The 21,539-nt window shown below is 54.2% G+C and carries 17 protein-coding genes; 13 read left to right on the top strand and 4 right to left on the bottom strand.

All coding sequences use genetic code 11. The features are described from left to right. Nucleotides 1–160 precede the first annotated feature (160 nt). Genes tamA through ACO7SM_RS19275 form a run of 3 tightly spaced genes read left to right on the top strand, consistent with a single transcriptional unit; the run spans nt 161 to nt 6,017 of the window. Nucleotides 161–1,894: an autotransporter assembly complex protein TamA gene (tamA, locus tag ACO7SM_RS19285; protein WP_490468843.1), complete on the top strand. Its 1,734-nt coding sequence runs from the start codon at nt 161–163 to the stop codon at nt 1,892–1,894. After that, nucleotides 1,891–5,670, top strand: coding sequence for an autotransporter assembly complex protein TamB (tamB, locus tag ACO7SM_RS19280; protein WP_490468842.1), 3,780 nt, complete (start codon nt 1,891–1,893; stop codon nt 5,668–5,670). The genes tamA and tamB overlap by 4 nt, the downstream gene beginning before the upstream one ends. A 2-nt stretch (nt 5,671–5,672) precedes the next feature. Next, the gene (locus tag ACO7SM_RS19275) at nt 5,673–6,017 is read left to right on the top strand and encodes a gamma-glutamylcyclotransferase family protein (protein ID WP_192610856.1); all 345 of its coding nucleotides are present in this window, start codon (nt 5,673–5,675) and stop codon (nt 6,015–6,017) included. A 103-nt stretch (nt 6,018–6,120) separates the two neighbouring features. Here the strand turns inward: ACO7SM_RS19275 and ppa are convergent, their stop codons facing one another. After that, nucleotides 6,121–6,651 carry an inorganic diphosphatase gene (ppa, locus tag ACO7SM_RS19270; protein ID WP_203359148.1) on the bottom strand — a complete coding sequence of 177 codons (531 nt, stop codon included), beginning with the start codon at nt 6,649–6,651 and terminating at the stop codon, nt 6,121–6,123. A gap of 308 nt (nt 6,652–6,959) precedes the next feature. Here ppa and ytfQ point away from each other — a divergent pair, with 308 nt between their 5' ends. The 4 genes from ytfQ to yjfF all read left to right on the top strand — a co-directional run bounded on the left by ytfQ (nt 6,960) and on the right by yjfF (nt 11,554). Beyond that, nucleotides 6,960–7,916, top strand: a complete 957-nt coding sequence (gene ytfQ, locus ACO7SM_RS19265; RefSeq protein ID WP_192610860.1) for a galactofuranose ABC transporter substrate-binding protein YtfQ — start codon at nt 6,960–6,962, stop codon at nt 7,914–7,916. A gap of 120 nt (nt 7,917–8,036) precedes the next feature. Next, nucleotides 8,037–9,539 carry a galactofuranose ABC transporter, ATP-binding protein YtfR gene (gene ytfR, locus ACO7SM_RS19260; protein WP_490468841.1) on the top strand — a complete coding sequence of 501 codons (1,503 nt, stop codon included), beginning with the start codon at nt 8,037–8,039 and terminating at the stop codon, nt 9,537–9,539. A 13-nt stretch (nt 9,540–9,552) separates the two neighbouring features. Beyond that, complete coding sequence (ytfT, locus tag ACO7SM_RS19255; RefSeq protein WP_490470985.1) at nt 9,553–10,575, top strand: galactofuranose ABC transporter, ATP-binding protein YtfT; 1,023 nt, start codon at nt 9,553–9,555, stop codon at nt 10,573–10,575. Next, nucleotides 10,562–11,554, top strand: a complete 993-nt coding sequence (gene yjfF, locus ACO7SM_RS19250; protein ID WP_490468840.1) for a galactofuranose ABC transporter, permease protein YjfF — start codon at nt 10,562–10,564, stop codon at nt 11,552–11,554. Before ytfT ends, yjfF begins: the two co-directional genes overlap by 14 nt. A gap of 96 nt (nt 11,555–11,650) precedes the next feature. Here yjfF and fbp read toward each other — a convergent pair whose 3' ends face one another. Then, nucleotides 11,651–12,649 carry a class 1 fructose-bisphosphatase gene (gene fbp, locus ACO7SM_RS19245; RefSeq protein WP_192610863.1) on the bottom strand — a complete coding sequence of 333 codons (999 nt, stop codon included), beginning with the start codon at nt 12,647–12,649 and terminating at the stop codon, nt 11,651–11,653. A gap of 175 nt (nt 12,650–12,824) precedes the next feature. On the opposite strand from fbp, the gene mpl reads away from it, so the two are divergent. From mpl to ACO7SM_RS19225, 4 genes are all read left to right on the top strand, one after another. After that, entirely contained in the window at nt 12,825–14,192 is a 1,368-nt protein-coding gene (mpl, locus tag ACO7SM_RS19240) for a UDP-N-acetylmuramate:L-alanyl-gamma-D-glutamyl-meso-diaminopimelate ligase (protein WP_490468839.1), read from the top strand. A 123-nt stretch (nt 14,193–14,315) separates the two neighbouring features. Continuing rightward, entirely contained in the window at nt 14,316–16,046 is a 1,731-nt protein-coding gene (locus tag ACO7SM_RS19235) for an amidohydrolase (RefSeq protein ID WP_490468838.1), read from the top strand. A 282-nt stretch (nt 16,047–16,328) separates the two neighbouring features. After that, nucleotides 16,329–17,672, top strand: coding sequence for an APC family permease (locus ACO7SM_RS19230; protein ID WP_490468837.1), 1,344 nt, complete (start codon nt 16,329–16,331; stop codon nt 17,670–17,672). A 57-nt stretch (nt 17,673–17,729) separates the two neighbouring features. Further along, entirely contained in the window at nt 17,730–18,254 is a 525-nt protein-coding gene (locus ACO7SM_RS19225) for a GNAT family N-acetyltransferase (protein WP_490468836.1), read from the top strand. 40 nt (nt 18,255–18,294) lie between these two features. On the opposite strand, the gene yjgA is transcribed toward ACO7SM_RS19225, so the two are convergent. Beyond that, nucleotides 18,295–18,846 (bottom strand): ribosome biogenesis factor YjgA, encoded by a 552-nt coding sequence (gene yjgA / locus ACO7SM_RS19220; protein WP_490468835.1) that lies wholly within the window; start codon nt 18,844–18,846, stop codon nt 18,295–18,297. A 96-nt stretch (nt 18,847–18,942) separates the two neighbouring features. Here yjgA and pmbA point away from each other — a divergent pair, with 96 nt between their 5' ends. Both pmbA and cybC read left to right on the top strand, forming a co-directional pair. Continuing rightward, nucleotides 18,943–20,295: a metalloprotease PmbA gene (gene pmbA, locus ACO7SM_RS19215; RefSeq protein ID WP_490468834.1), complete on the top strand. Its 1,353-nt coding sequence runs from the start codon at nt 18,943–18,945 to the stop codon at nt 20,293–20,295. A gap of 57 nt (nt 20,296–20,352) precedes the next feature. Further along, complete coding sequence (cybC, locus tag ACO7SM_RS19210; protein WP_490468833.1) at nt 20,353–20,742, top strand: cytochrome b562; 390 nt, start codon at nt 20,353–20,355, stop codon at nt 20,740–20,742. Nucleotides 20,743–20,885: 143 nt separating this feature from the next. Here cybC and nrdG read toward each other — a convergent pair whose 3' ends face one another. Beyond that, a complete protein-coding gene (gene nrdG, locus ACO7SM_RS19205) occupies nt 20,886–21,350 on the bottom strand; it encodes an anaerobic ribonucleoside-triphosphate reductase-activating protein (RefSeq protein ID WP_490468832.1) in 465 nt (154 codons plus the stop codon). Nucleotides 21,351–21,539 lie beyond the last annotated feature (189 nt).

The following is a 21,539-nucleotide window of genomic DNA, read 5'->3' as shown; positions in this document are numbered from 1 at the left end:
TTGCACACAATAACTACCGTGAATGTGTCTAAAGTAAACATAAGAAATATTTGGGTTGTCGTCTGTTTTTCAACCTTTATTGTTGAATTTTTGTTAAGCCATTGGATGGTGTAGTGTTCTTTTTCCAGGGCCAGGAAAAAAAGGATATTCAGGAGAAAATGTGCCACATATCCGTCAGTTATGTTGGGTCGGCTTGCTTTGCTTGAGTGGCTCTGCCGTCGCCGCGAATGTCCGTCTACAGGTTGAAGGTTTGTCGGGAGCGCTGGAAAAAAACGTCCGTGCTCAACTGTCGACGATTCAGGGTGACGAAGTCACGCCGGATAGACGTTTTCGCGCGCGCGTTGATGATGCTATCCGCGAAGGGTTAAAAGCGCTGGGCTATTACGAGCCGACCATTGAATTTGATTTGCGTCCGCCTCCGGCGAAAGGGCGTCAGGTATTGATTGCCAAAGTCACGCCGGGTCAGCCGGTGTTGATTGGCGGTACTGAGGTCATTTTACGCGGTGGCGCGCGGACCGATAAAGATTATCTGACCTTGCTGAAAACGCGGCCAGCGCTGGGAACCGTGCTGGATCACAGTGACTATGATGACTTCAAAAAGTCGTTAACCAGCGTCGCGTTGCGTAAAGGGTATTTCGACAGCGAATTCAAAAAGAGCCAGTTGGGTATCGCGCTGGATCGCCATCAGGCGTTCTGGGACATCGACTATGATAGCGGCGAACGTTACCGCTTCGGGCATGTCACGTTTGAAGGTTCGCAGATCCGTGACGAATACCTGCAACATCTGGTGCCGTTCAAAGAGGGCGATGAGTACCAGTCAAAAGACCTGGCGGAGCTGAACCGCCGCCTCTCCGCCACCGGATGGTTTAACTCCGTCGTGGTTGCGCCGGAGTTCGATAAGGCCCGCAAAACGAAAGTTCTGCCGCTGAAAGGCGTTGTGTCACCGCGTGTAGAAAACACCATCGAAACCGGTGTGGGCTATTCAACCGACGTTGGGCCGCGCGTGAAAGCCACGTGGAAAAAACCGTGGATGAACTCATACGGCCACAGCCTGACGACCAGCACCAGTATTTCAGCGCCGGAACAGGTGCTTGATTTCAGTTATAAAATGCCGCTGCTGAAGAACCCGCTGGAGCAATATTATCTGGTTCAGGGCGGCTTTAAGCGCACGGATCTCAACGATACCGAATCAGACTCCACCACGCTTGCCGTCTCCCGCTACTGGGATCTTTCCAGCGGCTGGCAGCGCGCCATCAATCTGCGCTGGAGCCTTGACCACTTTACCCAAGGGGAAGTCACTGACACCACCATGCTGCTTTATCCTGGGGTGATGATAAGCCGGACGCGCTCACGCGGCGGTCTGATGCCGACGTGGGGGGATTCGCAGCGTTACTCTATTGATTATTCCAATACGGCCTGGGGTTCCGACGTCGATTTCTCGGTCTTTCAGGCGCAAAACGTCTGGATCCGTACGCTCTACGATCGCCATCGTTTTGTGACACGTGGCAATTTCGGTTGGATCGAAACGGGTGATTTTGACAAAGTGCCGCCGGATCTGCGTTTCTTCGCCGGGGGCGACCGCAGTATTCGCGGTTATAAATACAAATCTATCTCGCCAGAATACAGCAACGGCGACCTGAAAGGGGCCTCGAAGCTGGTGACCGGCTCGCTGGAGTACCAGTACAACGTTACCGGGAAATGGTGGGGCGCGGTGTTCGTTGATAGCGGCGAAGCGGTCAGCGATATTCGTAAAAGCGACTTCAAAACGGGTGCTGGCGTGGGTGTACGCTGGCAATCTCCCGTCGGGCCAATCAAGCTCGATATCGCTGCTCCCGTCGGCGATAAAGAAGAGAGTGGTATGCAGTTTTACATCGGTCTGGGGCCAGAATTATGAGTCTATGGAAGAAAATAAGCCTCGGCGTACTGATTTTTATTCTGCTGCTGTTGGGAACAGTGGCGTTTCTGGTGGGAACCACCACGGGTCTGCATCTGATCTTCAATGCGGCGAATCGTTGGGTGCCGGGGCTGGAGATCGGTCAGGTCACGGGAGGCTGGCGTGATTTGTCGCTGAAGAACCTGCGCTATGCGCAGCCCGGTGTGGCGGTGAATGCGGGCGAGGTGCATCTGGCCGTCAAACTCGACTGTCTGTGGCACAGCAGCCTGTGCGTTAACGATCTGTCGCTGAAAGACATTCGCGTTGCCATCGACAGTAAAAAAATGCCGCCTTCTGAAGCGGCGGTGGAAGAAGAAGACAGCGGCCCGCTGAACCTTTCCACGCCTTATCCAATCACGCTTTCACGCGTGGCGCTCAATAACATCAACCTCAAAATTGATGACACAACAGTCTCGGTGCTGGATTTTACTTCCGGCCTGAACTGGCAGGAGAAAACCCTGACCCTGAAGCCGACATCGCTTCAGGGACTGCTCATCGCCTTGCCAAAGGTGGCGGAGGTCGCGAAGGAAGAGGTGGTTGAGCCGAAGATCCAGAACCCGCAGCCCAATGAAAAACCGCTGGGCGAGACGCTGAAAGATCTCTTCTCCAGACCGGTGCTGCCGGAAATGACCGATGTGCATTTACCGCTCAATCTTAACATTGAAGAATTTCGCGGCGAGCAGGTGCGCATTACCGGTGATACCGATCTGACGGTAAACACGATGCTGCTGAAGGTGAGCAGTATCGATGGCAACATGAAGCTGGATGCGCTGGATATCGACTCCAGCCAGGGGAGCGTCAACGCTACCGGTAGCGCGCAACTGAGTGACACCTGGCCGGTAGACTTCACCCTTAACAGCACGCTGAATATCGACCCGCTCAAAGGCGAAAAGGTGAAGCTAAAAGTGGGCGGCGCGCTGCGCGAGCAACTGGAGCTTGGCGTTAATCTTTCCGGCCCGGTCGATATGGTTCTGCGCGGTCAGACGCGTCTGGGGGAAGCGGGATTACCGCTGAATCTGGAGATCGTTAGCCAGCAACTCGCCTGGCCGTTTACCGGCGATAAGCAGTTTCAGGCAGACGATCTTAAACTCAAGCTCACCGGCAAGATGACCGACTATACGCTGTCGATGCGTACGGCGGTGAAGGGGCAGGATCTTCCACCGGCCACCATTACTCTGGACGCGAAAGGTAACGAGCAGCAGATCAATCTCGATAAACTCACCGTCGCGGCGCTGGAAGGGAAAACCGAACTGAAGGCGTTGCTCGACTGGCAGCAGGCGATTAGCTGGCGCGGTGAACTGACGCTGGATGGCATCAATACGGCAAAAGAGATCCCCGACTGGCCATCTAAGATCAATGGGTTGATTAAAACCCGGGGGAGCCTGTACGGCGGAACCTGGCAGATGGAAGTGCCAGAACTCACGCTGACCGGTAACGTGAAGCAGAACAAACTTAACGTGAACGGTTCACTGAAAGGCAACAGCTACCTGCAATGGATTATTCCGGGGCTGCATCTGGAACTGGGGCCAAACAGTGCGGATGTGAAAGGCGAGCTGGGGGTAAAAGATCTCAATCTTGACGCCACCATCGATGCGCCAGGGCTTGATAATGCGCTGCCGGGACTGGGCGGGACGGCAAAAGGGTTAGTGAAAATACGCGGTACGGTTGACGCGCCGCAACTGCTGGCGGATATCACGGCACGCGGTCTGCGCTGGCAGGAACTTTCGGTGGCGCAGGTTCGTGTGGAAGGCGACGTCAAATCCACCGACCAGATTGCCGGAAGTCTCAACGTTCGCGTTGTACGGATCGTGCAGCCTGACGTCAATATCAATCTTGTGACGCTGAATGCCAAAGGCAGTGAAAAGCAACATGAACTGCAACTGCGGATTCAGGGGGAGCCAGTTTCCGGGCAGCTTGATCTGGCGGGCAGCTTCGACCGTAAGGAAGAACGCTGGAAAGGCGCTCTCAGCAATACGCGCTTTCAGACGCCGGTTGGCCCGTGGTCACTGAACCGCGCCATCGCGCTGGATTATCGTAATCAGGAACAGAAGATCAGTATTGGGCCGCACTGCTGGACGAACCCGAATGCTGAACTGTGCGTACCGCAAACCATTGATGCGGGCGCAGAAGGGCGAGCGGTGGTCAACCTTAACCGTTTTGACCTCGCGATGCTGAAACCGTTTATGCCGGATACCACGCAGGCCAGCGGCGTATTTAGCGGCAAGGCCGATGTGGCCTGGGACACCACCAAAGAAGGGTTACCTCAGGGGCAGATAACGCTCAACGGTCGTAATGTGAAGGTGACGCAAACCGTCAATGACGCGCCGCTGCCGGTGGCGTTTGAAACGCTGAACCTGACTGCCGATCTCCACAACAATCGTGCGGAACTGGGTTGGTTGATTCGCCTGACCAACAACGGTCAGTTAGACGGGCAATTGCAGGTGACTGACCCGCAGGGTCGACGCAATCTTGGCGGCAACGTCAATATCCGTAATTTCAACCTGGCGATGGTAAACCCCATTTTCTCGCGGGGTGAGAAAGCATCGGGAATGTTGAATGCCAACCTGCGGTTAGGCGGCGATGTGCAAAGCCCGCAGATGTTTGGTCGATTGCAGCTCAGCGGCCTGGACGTCGACGGCAACTTTATGCCGTTTGATATGCAGCCGAGCCAGCTTTCGATGAACTTCAACGGGACACGCTCCACGCTCGCCGGGGTGGTAAGTACCCACCAGGGGCAAATTAACCTGAGCGGCGACGCTGACTGGAGTCAGATCGACAACTGGCGTGCGCGTGTTGCGGCGAAAGGCAGCCGGGTACGGATAACCGTACCGCCAATGGTGCGCCTCGATGTCTCGCCGGATGTGGTGTTTGAGGCGACGCCGAGTCTGTTCACCCTGGATGGCCGGGTGGATGTGCCGTGGGCGCGTATTGTCGTGCATGACCTGCCGGAAAGTGCGGTGGGCGTCTCCAGTGATGAGGTGATGCTCAACAATAACCTGCAACCAGAGAACCCGCAGAGTGCCTCGATTCCGATCAACAGCAACCTGACTATCCATGTCGGTAATAACGTTCGTATGAGTGCTTTCGGGCTGAAAGCGCGTCTGACGGGCGATCTTAAAGTCGCGCAGGACAAGCAAGGTCTGGGGCTGAACGGGCAGATCAACATTCCGGAAGGTCGCTTCCATGCCTACGGTCAGGATTTGATTGTGCGTAAAGGTGAGCTGTTGTTCTCGGGGCCGCCTGATCAGCCGCTGCTCAACATCGAAGCCATCCGTAATCCGGAGGCCACCGAGAACGATGTGATCGCCGGTGTGCGTGTTACCGGAACGGCGGATGAACCGAAGGCGGAGATCTTCTCTGACCCGGCGATGTCCCAACAGCAAGCGCTCTCTTATTTGTTGCGCGGCCAGGGTCTGGACAGCGATCAAAGCGACAGTGCGGCGATGACATCGATGCTTATTGGTCTGGGGGTTGCACAAAGTGGTCAGGTTGTGGGTAAAATCGGGGAGACATTTGGCGTAAGCAATCTGGCACTGGACACGCAAGGGGTAGGTGACTCATCCCAGGTGGTGGTCAGTGGGTATGTACTGCCAGGTCTACAGGTGAAATATGGTGTGGGGATATTTGACTCTTTAGCGACACTCACGCTACGTTATCGTCTGATGCCCAAGCTATATCTGGAAGCGGTGTCTGGCGTAGATCAGGCACTGGATTTGCTCTATCAGTTCGAGTTTTAGCTATGCGAATATTTGTCTACGGCAGTTTACGACGCAAACAGGGCAACAGCCACTGGATGACCAACGCCCAGTTGCTGGGCAACTACAGTATCGATAACTACCAGTTGTACAGTCTGGGCCACTATCCAGGCGCAGTTCCGGGAAACGGGACGGTACACGGTGAAGTTTATCGTATTGATAATGCTACGCTGGCCGAGCTTGATGCCTTGCGCACCAGGGGCGGTGAATATGCACGCCAGTTGATCCAGACGCCGTACGGGAGTGCATGGATGTATGTGTACCAACGTCCGGTTGACGGTTTAACGTTGATTGAGAGCGGCAACTGGTTAGATAAAGACCAGTACTAAGATGAACACGCCACCTTCGGGTGGCGTTGTTTTTTGCGCGTACTGCTTCCGCATGCATAAAAAAAACACCGCCGAAGCAGTGTTTTTTAATTCGCGGTAGGAATTACTTCTTCGCAGCGCGCTCGAAGGAGGCCACGATTTCAGCTTTCGCTGCTTCTGCGTTATCCCAACCGTCAACTTTAACCCACTTGCCTTTTTCGAGGTCTTTGTAGTGCTCGAAGAAGTGAGTGATTTGGGCTTTCAGCAGTTCCGGCAGATCGTTCACATCTTTGATGTGATCGTATTCTTTGCTCAGCTTGGTGTGCGGTACTGCAACCAGTTTCGCATCTTCACCCGCTTCGTCGGTCATTTTCAGCACGCCAACCGGACGGCAACGAATGACAGAACCCGGCTGCAGCGGGTACGGCGTCGGGACCAGAACGTCTACCGGATCACCGTCCAGGGACAGGGTGTGGTTGATGTAACCGTAGTTGCACGGATAGAACATCGCGGTAGACATGAAACGGTCAACGAACAGTGCGCCGCTCTCTTTGTCAATTTCGTATTTGATCGGATCGGCATTTGCCGGGATCTCGATAACAACGTAGATATCTTCAGGCAGGTCTTTACCCGCTGGGACGTTGAGTAAGCTCATGTCTGTTTCCTTTAAAATGTATGGCAAACAAGTGGCAAGTATTATAGCCAACTCGTGGCGAAAGTCTTCGCTTGTTTTCGTTTCCATCCATGATCCCTCGCCGTTTTTAGTCCGTTTGCATGACAGAAAAATCCATAACAACAGCTGCATTTTTCATAAGCGAATGGAAGCGATTACAAACTTGTGATTAACGTTTTATTTACTTTTTTGAAGTGTGATGTAACGCAATTCGTTACATGTTCCATTGTCTATAGTTTTTCCGCGACTGTTTGTTAATCAACGATAACTTACCCGACGAGGACGCACTTATGTGGAAGCGCTTACTTTTAGTCACAGCAGTTTCGGCAGCTATGTCGTCTATGGCGATGGCAGCCCCTTTAACCGTAGGATTTTCGCAGGTCGGCTCTGAGTCTGGCTGGCGCGCCGCTGAAACAAACGTGGCGAAAAGTGAAGCTCAGAAACGCGGCGTTACGTTAAAAATCGCCGACGGTCAGCAAAAACAGGAAAACCAAATTAAAGCGGTGCGTTCGTTTGTGGCCCAGGGCGTGGATGCGATTTTCATCGCGCCGGTGGTGGCAACGGGTTGGGAGCCGGTGTTGAAAGAAGTCAAAGATGCCGGGATCCCCGTGTTTTTGCTCGATCGTTCCATTGATGTCAAAGACAAATCTCTCTATATGACCACCGTGACTGCCAACAACGTGCTGGAAGGGCAACTGATTGGTGACTGGCTGATTAAAGAGGTGAACGGTAAGCCGTGTAACGTGGTGGAACTGCAGGGGACGGTCGGCGCCAGCGTGGCGATAGACCGTAAGAAAGGGTTTGCGGAAGCCATCGCCAAAGCGCCAAACATCAAAATCATTCGCTCGCAGTCTGGCGACTTTACCCGCAGTAAAGGTAAAGAGGTGATGGAAAGCTTTATTAAGGCGGAAAACAACGGCAAGAACATCTGCATGGTTTACGCTCATAACGATGACATGGTGATCGGTGCGATTCAGGCGATTAAAGAAGCCGGTCTGAAACCAGGCAAAGATATCCTTACCGGATCTATCGACGGGGTGCCGGATATCTATAAAGCGATGATTGACGGAGAAGCGAACGCCAGCGTGGAGCTGACGCCGAACATGGCGGGGCCTGCATTTGACGCGCTGGAGAAATATAAGAAAGACGGCACTATGCCTGAGAAGCTGACCATTACTAAATCGGTTCTCTACCTGCCGGATACCGCCAAAGAAGAGTTAGAGAAGAAGAAAAATATGGGCTACTGATTTAGCCCCAGGTCGCCCGTAGGCCGGATAAGGTGTTTACACCGCCATCCGGCATAACATTGCCTGATGGCGCTTCGCTTATCCGGCCTACGGGGCGCCACGCGTTGTACCGGAGGAACCATGACTATCGAACAACATCAGGAAATCCTCCGTACAGAGGGATTAAGCAAATTTTTTCCCGGCGTTAAAGCGCTGGATAATGTCGATTTTAGTCTGCGTCGTGGCGAAATTATGGCGCTGCTGGGGGAAAACGGTGCGGGGAAATCGACGCTGATCAAGGCGTTGACCGGCGTGTACCATGCGGAACGCGGCACTATCTGGCTGGAAGGTCAGACTATCTCGCCTAAAAATACCGCCCATGCCCAACAGCTCGGGATTGGTACGGTCTATCAGGAAGTGAACCTGCTGCCGAACATGTCGGTGGCGGATAACCTGTTTATCGGACGTGAACCTCGTCGTTTTGGCCTGTTGCGGCGCAAAGAGATGGAAAGGCGCGCCACCGAGCTGATGGCCTCTTACGGATTTTCTCTCGATGTTCGCGAGCCGCTCAACCGCTTTTCAGTGGCGATGCAGCAAATCGTAGCCATTTGTCGGGCCATCGATCTTTCGGCGAAGGTGCTGATCCTCGACGAACCCACCGCCAGTCTGGATACCCAGGAAGTCGACATGCTGTTTGGGCTGATGCGCCATCTGCGCGATCGCGGCGTCAGCCTGATTTTCGTGACGCATTTTCTCGATCAGGTGTATCAGGTTAGCGATCGGATCACCGTACTGCGCAATGGCAGCTTTGTCGGCTGCCGTGAAACGCGCGAACTCCCGCAGATCGAACTGGTGAAAATGATGCTGGGGCGTGAGTTAGATACCCATGCCTTGCAGCGTGCAGGCAGAACCCTGTTGAGTGACAAACCGGTAGCGGCATTCAAAAACTACGGCAAAAAGGGAACCATCGCTCCCTTTGATCTCGAAGTTCGCCCTGGTGAGATCGTTGGTCTGGCGGGGCTTTTAGGATCGGGGCGAACGGAAACCGCAGAGGTGATCTTCGGGATCAAACCGGCAGACAGCGGCAGCGCGATGTTCAAAGGCAAACAGCAAACGCTACGCTCACCGCACCAGGCATCGTGTCTGGGAATCGGCTTCTGCCCGGAAGACAGGAAAACGGACGGCATTATTGCCGCCGCCAGCGTACGGGAAAATATTATTCTGGCATTACAGGCGCAGCGTGGCTGGTTACGACCGATTCCCCGCAAAGAGCAAAATGACATTGCCGAACGCTTTATTCGCCAGTTGGGTATTCGTACCCCGAGCGCCGATCAACCGATTGAATTTCTTTCCGGCGGCAATCAGCAAAAAGTGCTGCTGTCACGCTGGCTACTGACCAAACCGCAGTTTCTGATCCTCGATGAACCCACGCGCGGTATTGACGTTGGCGCACATGCCGAGATCATCCGCCTGATCGAAACGCTGTGCGCAGACGGTCTGGCATTGCTGGTGATTTCGTCCGAACTGGAAGAGCTGGTGGGATACGCGGATCGCGTCATTATCATGCGCGATCGCAAGCAGGTGGCGGAGATCCCGCTGGCAGAACTGTCCGTACCGGCGATCATGAACGCCATTGCGGCCTAAGGAGATAATCGTGATGCCTCAATCTCTCCCTCAGTCTTCTCCGCCGAAAAAGCGCTTTCGCTGGTCGACGGGGATGCCGCAACTGGTGGCGTTAGCGTTGGTGCTGCTGGTGGATAGCATTGTGGCACCGCACTTCTGGCAGGTGGTATTGCAGGATGGGCGTCTCTTCGGTAGCCCGATTGATATTCTGAACCGCGCCGCGCCGGTGGCGCTGTTGGCGATCGGTATGACGCTGGTGATTGCCACCGGGGGCATCGATCTTTCTGTCGGAGCCGTGATGGCGATAGCCGGGGCGACCACCGCCGCCATGACGGTCGGCGGGCACAGTTTACCTGTCGTTCTGCTTGCCGCGCTGGGAACGGGGGTTCTGGCGGGGTTATGGAACGGCATTCTGGTGGCGATCCTTAAAATCCAGCCCTTTGTCGCGACGCTTATCCTGATGGTCGCCGGGCGCGGGGTCGCGCAACTGATTACCTCCGGGCAGATCGTGACCTTCAACGCGCCGAATCTCTCATGGTTTGGCAGCGGCTCGCTGCTGCTGATGCCGACGCCGGTCATTATCGCCGTGTGTACGCTGGTGCTGTTCTGGCTGTTGACCCGCAAAACGGCGCTGGGGATGTTTATTGAAGCCGTGGGGATCAACATTCGGGCGGCCAAAAATGCCGGGGTAAACACGCGGGTCATCGTCATGCTCACCTATGTTCTGAGCGGCGTGTGCGCGGCCATCGCCGGGATCATTGTTACCGCTGACATTCGCGGAGCAGATGCCAATAATGCCGGATTATGGCTGGAACTGGACGCCATTCTGGCGGTGGTGATTGGCGGCGGATCGCTGATGGGCGGGCGGTTTAATCTGCTGCTTTCGGTGATAGGTGCGTTGATTATCCAGGGGATGAATACCGGGATTTTACTGTCCGGCTTTCCACCGGAGATAAATCAGGTCGTTAAAGCTGTCGTCGTACTGTGTGTGCTGATTGTGCAGTCTCAGCGTTTTATTAGCGTGATAAAAGGAGTGCGTGGTCATGATAAAACGTAATTTACCGTTAATGATCACCCTCGGGGTCTTTGTGCTGGGCTATCTCTGGTGCCTGACGCAGTTTCCCGGTTTTGCCTCTACGCGGGTTATCTGCAACATCCTGACTGACAACGCCTTCCTGGGGATTATTGCCGTCGGGATGACTTTTGTGATCCTCTCCGGCGGGATCGATCTTTCCGTCGGGTCGGTGATCGCCTTCACCGGCGTGTTCCTGGCAAAAGCGATCGGTGACTGGGGGATTTCGCCGCTGTTGGCGTTTCCGCTGGTGCTGATGATGGGCTGTGGGTTTGGGGCATTCATGGGACTGCTGATTGATGCACTGAAGATCCCGGCATTTATCATTACTCTCGCGGGGATGTTCTTTCTGCGCGGCGTCAGCTATCTGGTTTCCGAAGAGTCAATTCCGATCAACCATCCCGTGTATGACACGCTCTCGAGTCTGGCGTGGAAAATCCCTGGCGGCGGTCGCCTGAGCGCGATGGGGCTGCTGATGTTGGCGGTGGTGGTGATAGGGATTTTTCTGGCGCATCGTACGCGGTTTGGTAATCAGGTTTACGCCATTGGTGGGAGTGCGATTTCGGCGAACCTGATGGGGATTTCAACGCGCAGCACGACCATTCGCATCTATATGCTCTCGACCGGGCTGGCGACGCTCGCCGGTATTGTGTTCTCTCTCTATACCCAGGCCGGTTACGCGCTGGCGGGGGTTGGCGTCGAGCTGGATGCTATCGCCTCGGTGGTGATAGGCGGCACATTGCTGAGCGGCGGCGTGGGCACGGTGTTAGGCACACTCTTTGGTGTGGCAATCCAGGGGCTGATTCAGACCTACATTAACTTTGACGGTACGCTCAGTTCCTGGTGGACCAAAATCGCCATCGGCATTTTGTTGTTTATCTTTATTGCATTGCAGCGAGCGCTGACGGTGTTGTGGGAGAATCGGCAGAATGCGGTGGTGACGCGCGTAGCGACGAAGCCATAACGTGTCGGGCGGCGCTAACGCTTAGCCGACCTACCGTTCGACATCAGAGACAGGCCCGATAAGCGAAGCGCTATCGGGCCTTTTCAACGACAGGGATTACGCGTCCGGGTACTCGCGGATAAAGCGTTCGACGTCTTCAACCATGTGGTTGTTACCGACGAAGAACGAACGACGCTGGTGCAGGCTTTCCGGGGTGATATCCAGAATGCGCTCTTTGCCGTCACTGGCTTTGCCACCGGCTTGCTCAGCCAGGAACGCCATCGGGTTGCATTCGTACAGCAGACGCAGTTTCCCGTCCGGGTGGCTGGCGGTGCTTGGGTAGAGGTAGATCCCGCCTTTGAGCAGGTTACGATGGAAATCCGCCACCAGGGAACCAATGTAGCGCGAGGTGTACGGGCGCTGTGTTGGCTTGTCTTCTTCCTGGCAGAACTTGATGTATTTCTTCACGCCCATCGGGAAACGAATGTAGTTGCCTTCGTTAATGGAATAGGTGCTGCCTTTTGCCGGAAAGCGCATACGCTCCTGGCTGAGGCAGAAAACGCCGAGAGAAGGATCGTAGGTGAAGGCATGTACGCCGCAACCGGTGGTATAGACCAGCATGGTTGAGGAACCGTAAACGACGTAACCCGCAGCGACCTGCTTGTTGCCAGGTTGCAGAAAGTCTTCTTCGGTCACCGGTGTGCCAACAGGCGTAACACGGCGGTAAATGGAGAAGATTGTGCCGACAGAGACGTTCACATCGATGTTGGAAGAGCCGTCCAGGGGGTCCATCAGGACAACATACTTCGCGTGTTCACACCCTTCAAAGACGACAATTTCATCTTCTTCTTCAGAGGCGATACCGGCAACAATATCACGCGCCTTCAGTGCAGCTTTCAGTTTTTCGTTCGCGAACAGATCGAGTTTTTGTTGAACTTCGCCCTGTACGTTCTCAGCACCGCTGGCACCCAGAATATCGACCAGTCCGGCTTTGTTGATATCGCGGTGGATGATCTTGGCGCCCAGTTTTATCGCCGACAGCAAAGCAGTGAGTTCACCCGTAGCATGAGAAAACTCGTGCTGCTTTTCGACAATAAATTCACCTAACGTTTTCATAACACTTTCCCTGCAATCAATGTGGAGTAAAGCGACCGAGGCAATCTTAACAAATATTCGCGGGGCCGCGCTTAGGTGAATCGCGCCAGCAAACTACGGAATCGCCTGAAATACATTTCTCAGTCGCATAACATGTGCGTAAAATGGCTCCCAGATTAAAAAAGGATAGTGACGTATGCGCATTCATATTTTGGGAATTTGTGGCACTTTCATGGGCGGTCTGGCGATGCTGGCGCGCTCGCTCGGTCATGAAGTTACCGGTTCGGACGCCAATGTGTATCCGCCGATGAGCACCTTACTTGAGAATCAGGGCATCTCTCTGATTCAGGGATACGATGCCAGCCAGCTCGACCCGCAGCCGGATCTGGTCATCATCGGCAATGCCATGACCCGTGGTAATCCCTGCGTTGAGGCGGTGCTGGAAAAAAACATTCCTTTCATGTCTGGCCCACAGTGGCTGCATGACTTTGTTCTGCGCGATCGCTGGGTGCTGGCGGTGGCGGGGACGCACGGCAAAACCACCACGGCGGGGATGGCGACCTGGATTCTGGACGTCTGCGGTTACAAACCGGGTTTCGTGATTGGCGGCGTGCCGGGAAACTTTGACATCTCCGCTCGCCTCGGCGAGAGCGAATTCTTCGTCATCGAGGCTGACGAGTACGACTGCGCGTTCTTCGACAAGCGCTCCAAGTTCGTTCACTACTGCCCGCGTACGCTGATCCTTAATAACCTCGAGTTCGATCACGCGGATATCTTTGACGATCTGAAAGCGATCCAGAAACAGTTCCACCATCTGGTTCGTATCGTCCCGGGACAAGGGAAGATCATCTGGCCGGAAAACGACATCAACCTGAAGCAGACGATGGCGATGGGATGCTGGAGTGAACAGGAACTGGTCGGCGAGCAGGGCCACTGGCAGGCGAAAAAACTGAACACCGAAGCGTCTGAGTGGGAAGTGTGGCTGGACGGCGAGAAAGTGGGTGAAGTGAAGTGGGCGCTGGTTGGCGAACACAACATGCATAACGGGCTGATGGCGATTGCCGCCGCACGTCACGTAGGCGTGCTGCCGGCTGACGCGGCTAACGCGCTGGGATCGTTTGTCAATGCGCGTCGCCGTCTGGAACTGCGCGGGCAGGCCAATGGTGTGACGGTGTATGATGATTTTGCGCATCATCCAACGGCCATTCTCGCGACCCTTGCCGCTTTGCGCGGTAAAGTGGGCGGCACAGCACGGATCATCGCGGTACTGGAACCTCGCTCGAACACCATGAAGATGGGGGTTTGCAAGGACGATCTGGCACCGGCGTTAGGACGCGCGGATGAAGTGTTCCTGCTGCAACCGCAACACATTCCGTGGCAGGTCGCGGAAGTCGCAGAAGCGTGTGTACAGCCTGCGCACTGGCATGCCGATGTGGATACATTAGCGGATATGGTGGTGAAAACTGCCCAGCCAGGCGACCATATTCTGGTGATGAGTAACGGTGGGTTCGGTGGGATCCATCAAAAACTGTTAGACAAACTCGCGGCGAAAGCGCAGCAGTGATCGACCGAATGTAATGTCATAATGGCCAGCGTAATCCTGCTGGCCTTTTTTATTCCTTCGCCCTGGCTGCGAAGGCTTTTTTTACTCGTTTTACGATGATTAACGGATCCCGGAACCCCCTTCATGATGCCTGACTCCCTGAATCCCGATGTGATTTACCATAACGGTAAAATTTATACGGCAGATAAGTCCGATCAATTTTGTGAAGCTATCGCCATCAAACAAGGCTATATCACCGCTGTCGGCAGCAGTCATGAACTGCTGGCGCTGGCGGGGGCGCAAACGGACGTGATCGACCTGGAAAAAAGGGTCGTGCTGCCAGGACTTATCGATAGTCATATGCATCCATTCTGGGGGGGAAAGCAGCTTCGCGGCTGTAATCTGAACTATGCGGCGCTGACCGTGGAAGAGACGCTGACGCTTCTCCAGCAGCACCTTGATGAGGATCCGCTGAAGGAAGAAGACGACTGGTTATCCGTGCGCGCGTGGCAGCGCCAGGCGATGATCCCGGCCGGTGCTGACATGTGTCGCCAATCGCTGGATACGCTGAACACGCGCCGCCCGGTGGTGCTTTTTTCCAATGACTGCCATACGCTGGCAGCCAACAGCCGCGCGCTGGAGATGCTGGGCATCACCGAAGAAACCCCGGTTCCTGCGGATGGCAAAATCGGCCGGGATGAAGAGGGGCGTTTAAACGGGATTCTCGAAGATGCGCCAGCCATGCGCGCTTTCGATAGCATTCCCACCGGTACGCCGGAACAGTGCGTGCTGATTGCCCGTCATGTTCAGCGGGTGCTGAATCAGCAGGGCGTGACCACGGTCATGGATACCCGGGTTTACGAAGAGCAACTGAAGGCGTTTGCCGTGCTGCGTGATAGCGGCGAGTTAACCCTTCGAATGTGCGGCGCGCGTGAAATTACGCCGGACAGCGTTGCGGGCCCACAGGATGCCGCCCGCGCACTGGATGAACTTGTCGACTTTAACCAACGCTGGAATGATCCGGTGTGGCAGCCCGCGCCTGGCTTTGGCGTCAGCCATGTGAAGTTCTTTGTCGATGGCGTGCTCCAGCCCCCGACCATGACCGCATCGCTGCTTCAGCCTTACCGTAAAAACAGAGGGACGCACGCACACCCTGACTGGCAGCCGACAGAAGACTATGGCGATCTCTACTTCACCCCCGAGGTATTTACTGCGCTGGTGAAAGAGTGCGGACGTACCGGCGTTCACCCGCATATGCATACGGTGGCGGAAGGGGCGATAGAGATGGCGCTTGATGCGTTGCAGGAGATGCGTCAGGCCTGGCCGCAGAAAGACGTCCGTCCGGGTCTTGCGCACAATGAGCTTGCGGCGGCGCATCAGTATGCCCGTTTTGCGAAGCTGGATGTCACGGCGGTACTCTCCTATCAGTGGGCGGGATTACCCGCAGTGTTGATTGAGGAAGAGCGCGCCATGCTGGGTGAAGAGCGATTCCCGCATCTTGAACCGCAAGGGCGATTCCTTGATGCTGGCGCACGTCTGGCGTATGGCAGTGACTGGCCAATCGACCGCCTTGATGAGTGGTATAACCTGCAAATTGCCATGACGCGCCGGGCGTGGGATGCCGAAGGCAACCCAGCGGGGCCACGTCTTGATAATGACCGCAATTTAACACTGACCGAAGTATTGCGCTCTGCCACGATCGATGCGGCCTACATGATTGCCCGTGACGATGAGGTCGGCTCTCTCGAACCGGGCAAACTGGCCGATCTGATTGTTCTGAAAGACGATATCTTCAGCAATCCACCGGAAACCTTATTCAAAACGCGCGTGTTGCGTACGGTTGTCGGCGGCAAAGTGGTTTGGCAGGACGCCTGATAGTGTGAAATAAACAGCCTGTTTCTGTTACGCAAACAGGCTTATCTATTTATAAAGTTGTATTTAAACAGAATAAATACCCTCGAATTCATTTTGTTTTCGGCGTTCTACAGATTTACATATGAAATAAATTAATAAAATTAATGTAAACAATTTTATATGAATAGAACGCTTATTATGCTTTTCAAAATTCAACTCATATGTAAAAATTCGCGGTCTTTTTTTTATTATAAATAAACCTTTCAACGGTGCCTTTTAACAGCGCCAGGAGATGATACGGGAATGCCACAAAAACATCAGCTACGAAGAGTGCTTAAAACACCGGCCCTGGTCGCATTTGGTCTGGCGTATATGGTTCCGCTGGGAGTATTTACCACCTACGGACAGGTGACTGTCCTCAGTGAAGGGCATTTGCCCGTTGCTTACCTCGTGACGATTGCGACGATTCTGTTTACTGCGTTGAGTTACTGTCGTATGACCAGCGCGCTGCCGCTGGCAGGTTCTGCTTATTCCTATGTTCAGCGCAGTTTTGGCGGCAGAATGGGATTCTTAGTGGGATGGGCGCAGATCCTTGATTATTTATTCCTGCCAATTCTGAATTATCTTGTTTTAGGCATCTTCCTGCACGAAGCATTCCCGGCGATCCCGGCTCCTGTCTTTGTTCTGGCATCTATTATCTCGGTCAGTCTGCTGAATATTCTTGGCGTACGACTGATGACATCCGTTAATTTCACATTAATCGCGGCACAGTTAATTTTTATCGTGCTGTTTATCGCCCTTTCTTTTAGCCAGGCCGATTTAAGTCCGGATGCGCTGCTGCGTCCTCTGTTAGTAGACAGTGGGCATCTGGGCGGATTACTGGCCGGTGCGGCGGTGCTCTGTCTGGCGTTTTTGGGGTTTGACGCTATCGCGACAATGGCGGAAGAGGCCGATGATGCGAAACGGACGTTACCTCGCGCCATTATCATTACCGTCCTGCTGGCGGGCGTCATCTTTATTGCCGTGTCGTATGCCGCGCATTTGATCTACCCGGACTGGCAATCGCTGATCCCGGTTCAGGATACCGCAAGTCTGGTGGTGTCAGAAAAAGTGGGTGGCAAATGGATGTACAACTTCTTTATGGCGGCTTACCTGACCGGCGTTTATGCCTCTGCCATGACGGCGCAGACCGGCGTATCGCGTATCTTCTATGCCATGGGACGTGAAGGCGTATTGCCGAGAAAAATCTTTTTCCATCTGCATTCGCGTTTCCATACGCCGTATCGGGCGATTATTTTTGTGGCGCTGGTTTCCCTGACGGCGCTGGAGCTGAGTCTGGATCTTGTTGTCTCGATGATCAGTTTTGGGGCGCTCGTCGCGTTTACTTTTGTGAATCTCAGCGTCATCAAATACTTCCTGATCAACCAACAACGCCGTGGTGTCGCTGCGCTGTTTCACTATGGTCTGCTGCCGTTACTGGGCGTAGGGATGTCGGTGTGGCTGTGGACGAACTTAGCGCCGGATGCGTTAAAAGTGGGCCTTGTGTGGCTGGCGGTTGGATTTGCCTGGCTGCTGTATATGACGCGGGGGTTGCGCCAGTCGCCGCCGTCAGTCGATTATGATGAAATCGCGCACCTGATTAATTAATCCTCTCTCCCGCGCACGGCAGTGCGCGGGTTGTCATTCACTTTTTCAACACCTGATATGCTGACCTGTAAAAAAATAACATCAACAGAATCGACGCTCTTTCAGCGTCTGGACGCGCTGTACTCAACGGCTTTCCCCTGGCATGAACAGCGGGAGATGCACGCGAAGCAACAGGCGATTGCCAGCCCGCATTACGCCCTGGAAGGGTGGTTTGAAGAGGATTTGTTTGTGGGTCTGAGCGGATGCTGGACGTTTGACGACTACGTTTACGTTGAACATCTGGCGATTGACGGGGCCTTGCGCTCGCAGGGGTATGGCAAAATCATCCTAGGGCACATTCTTGCGCGTTCACCAATGACGATTCTGGAAATTGATCCACTGACGACGGAAATCGCCGAAAAACGGCTGCGGTTTTACGAATCGATGGGATTTTTTGCGAATCCATGGCCGCACACGCATCCGGCGTATCATTCGGGCGTGGCCGGGCATGCGTTAATGGTGCTGAGTTACCCTGAGCCGCTAGCGGAATCTCACTATGCGCGCTTCAATGCGGATTTATGCCAGCGCGTCATGGCGCCATAAACAATAATGCCCCAGCGTTGCTGAGGCATTCTGAACGGAATTACGCTTCGTTTTCTGCCAGCTCACGCAGATACTGGAAGATCTGACGAGCCGACTTCGGCGGCTTGTTACCTTCTTTCTCTTTTTTGGCATTGCGAACCAGAGAACGAAGTTGCTGACGGTCGGCGTTTGGCCACAGGTTCAGTACTTCCGCTACTGCCTCATCCCCTTCATCAATCAGACGATCGCGAAGGTGTTCAAGCTTGTGAAACAGCACAACCTGTTGGTTGTGGCGATTCTTCAGCTTATCCAGTGCCTGGCGGATCGGATCGACATCGCGCTGGCGCAACATTTTACCAATCAACTGCAACTGACGGCGGCGGCCTTCCATTTTAATACGCTGGGCCAGTTCAATGGCTGCACGCAGGTCCGCATCGAGCGGGATTTTATCCAGCGCGTTTTTCCCTAATTCCACCAGTTCCACACCCAGGCGTTTTAACTCCTCGGCGTCACGTTTAATTTCACTTTTACTGACCCAGATAATTTCATCGTCTTCGTCTTCGATGTCATCACCGGGAACGTCGTCGAGCCAGTCTTCGGGCTGCTTAGTCATGTCAGGCTCCTTTAAAAAAAGAGGCTAATGTTACCAGTTAAGATGCGCACTGAAAAACGGTTCTCTGTTAGACTTCAGAGAAACTCTCTCTACATTATGGCATTTGCGATGAAAGTAATCTCACAAGTTGAAGCGCAGCGTAAGATTCTGGAAGAAGCGGTATCGACAGCGCTGGAGTTAGCGTCAGGCAAATCGGATGGTGCGGAAGTCGCCGTCAGTAAGACTACCGGTATCAGCGTAAGCACCCGTTATGGTGAAGTGGAGAACGTAGAATTCAATAGTGATGGCGCTCTGGGCATCACCGTGTATCACCAGAACCGTAAAGGCAGCGCGTCATCCACCGATTTAAGCCTGCAGGCAATTGCGCGTACCGTTCAGGCGGCGCTGGATATTGCCCGCTATACGTCGCCGGATCCGTGTGCAGGCGTGGCAGACAAAGAGCTGCTGGCTTTTGACGCGCCAGACCTCGATCTGTTCCATCCCGCTGACGTCTCCCCGGATGAAGCCATTGAACTGGCGGCGCGTGCGGAACAGGCTTCCCTGCAGGCGGATAAACGCATTACCAATACCGAAGGCGGCAGCTTTAACAGCCACTACGGCATTAAAGTGTTTGGCAACAGCCACGGCATGTTGCAGGGCTATTGCTCCACCCGTCATTCGCTTTCAAGCTGTGTTATCGCGGAAGAGAATGGCGAAATGGAGCGTGATTACGCGTATACCATTGGCCGTGCCCTGGGCGATTTACAAACGCCGGAATGGGTGGGCGCGGAGTGCGCACGCCGCACCTTATCTCGTCTGGCGCCGCGCAAACTGTCTACCATGAAAGCGCCGGTTATCTTTGCCAATGAAGTGGCGACCGGGCTGTTTGGCCATCTGGTTGGCGCCATTGCGGGCGGCTCGGTGTATCGCAAGTCCACCTTCCTGCTCGACTCGCTGGGCAAACAGATCCTGCCAGAGTGGTTGACCATCGAAGAGCACCCGCATCTGCTGAAAGGGCTGGCCTCTTCACCGTTCGACAGCGAAGGCGTACGTACGGAACGTCGTGATATCGTTAAAGATGGCATACTGACCCAGTGGCTGCTGACCAACTATTCGGCGCGTAAATTAGGGCTGAAAAGCACCGGGCACGCGGGCGGCATTCACAACTGGCGTATTGCCGGACAGGGCCTGAGTTTTGAGCAGATGCTGAAACAGATGGGTACGGGTCTGGTGGTTACTGAGCTGATGGGACAAGGCGTGAGCGGCATTACCGGCGACTATTCCCGTGGTGCGGCGGGCTTCTGGGTCGAAAACGGTGAAATTCAGTACCCGGTGAGCGAAATCACCATTGCCGGTAACTTAAAAGAGATGTGGCGCAATATTGTGACCGTCGGTGATGATATTGAAATGCGTAGCAATATACAGTGTGGTTCAGTGCTGTTACCGGAGATGAAAATCGCCGGGCAGTAGTCTCAAATGGCGCGACCTGCCGCGCCATAAACTTCAATAATAAAAAGGAAGTGAGCAATGCGTAAAAACCTGTTAGCGATGCTGGCTGTGTCATCTCTCGTGCTGAGCTCGGCCAATGTGTTTGCGGCCGATCTTGAAGATGACATGGGGATCCTCAACGACAATTTGAAAGTGGTCGAGAAAACGGATAACGCAACGGAATTGAAAGATGCGTTAACCAAAATGCGCACCGCCGCGCTGGATGCCCAAAAAGCCACGCCACCGAAACTGGAAAACAAATCCCCTGACAGCCCGGAAATGAAAGATTACCGTCAAGGCTTAGAGACGCTGGTCGGTCAGATCGACGGTGCGCTTAAACTGGCAAATGAAGGCAAAGTGACAGAGGCGAAAGCCGCGGCAGAAGCGCTAAAAACCACGCGCAACGAGAACCATAAGAAGTTTCGTTAATTGTCTTATCCTGGCGGGGGAAATGTTTTCTCCCGCTGAACGATGATTCAGATACCTTATCTACTCAGATAACGGTACGGAGAGTCGGGATGGGTAAGAGAAAACCTCGCCGTTTACCACCATGCGGATAAACGGCTTTCAGATTAACGCAGGTGATGCACAACCTGATTACTACTACCGCGCCAGATAAGCGCCGGGTCTTTTAAATCCTGCACAAACTTACCGTCAACCAACACGTTGATAAGATCCACAACCTCCCTTTGCGCGGCGTCGAGTTCATCGAGCTTATAGCCAGTCCACACCCAGATATCTTTACCCGGGCACTCCGCGTGGATACGTTTCACCAGCTTGAGAATGTCCGGTACGTTTTGTGGATGCAGCGGGTCACCGCCGGAGAGCGAAATGCCCTGGCGTTTGACGCGCGTGTCGTTAAGATCGGCGATAATGCGGTCGGCCATTTCTGCGGTGAACGGCATTCCTGAGTTCACGCGCCAGGTGCTTTTGTTGTAGCAGCCGGGGCATTCATGGACGCACCCTGAAACAAACAGGGTGCAGCGTGTGCCGGGGCCATTAACGATATCGACAGGATAATATTGATGGTATTGCATTTTCGCTTCTCAATTGACGCCATTACTGCGGTGGCTGCTCTCACTCACCCGGGTCACTTACTTAAGTAAGCTCCCCGGGATTCATTCGTTTGCCGCCTTGTCCTGGCGCCAATTGCTTTGCGAAAAACGTATTAATATGTGAAAGCGTTAAGCCGGGTCGTTGTAGTCGTTGTAGGCCGGATAAGGTGC

The organism is Citrobacter sp. LJND-P06 (assembly GCF_058188415.1).
Note: the sequence above shows the minus strand (reverse complement) of the source record. Positions and strands in the feature narration are given on the sequence as shown.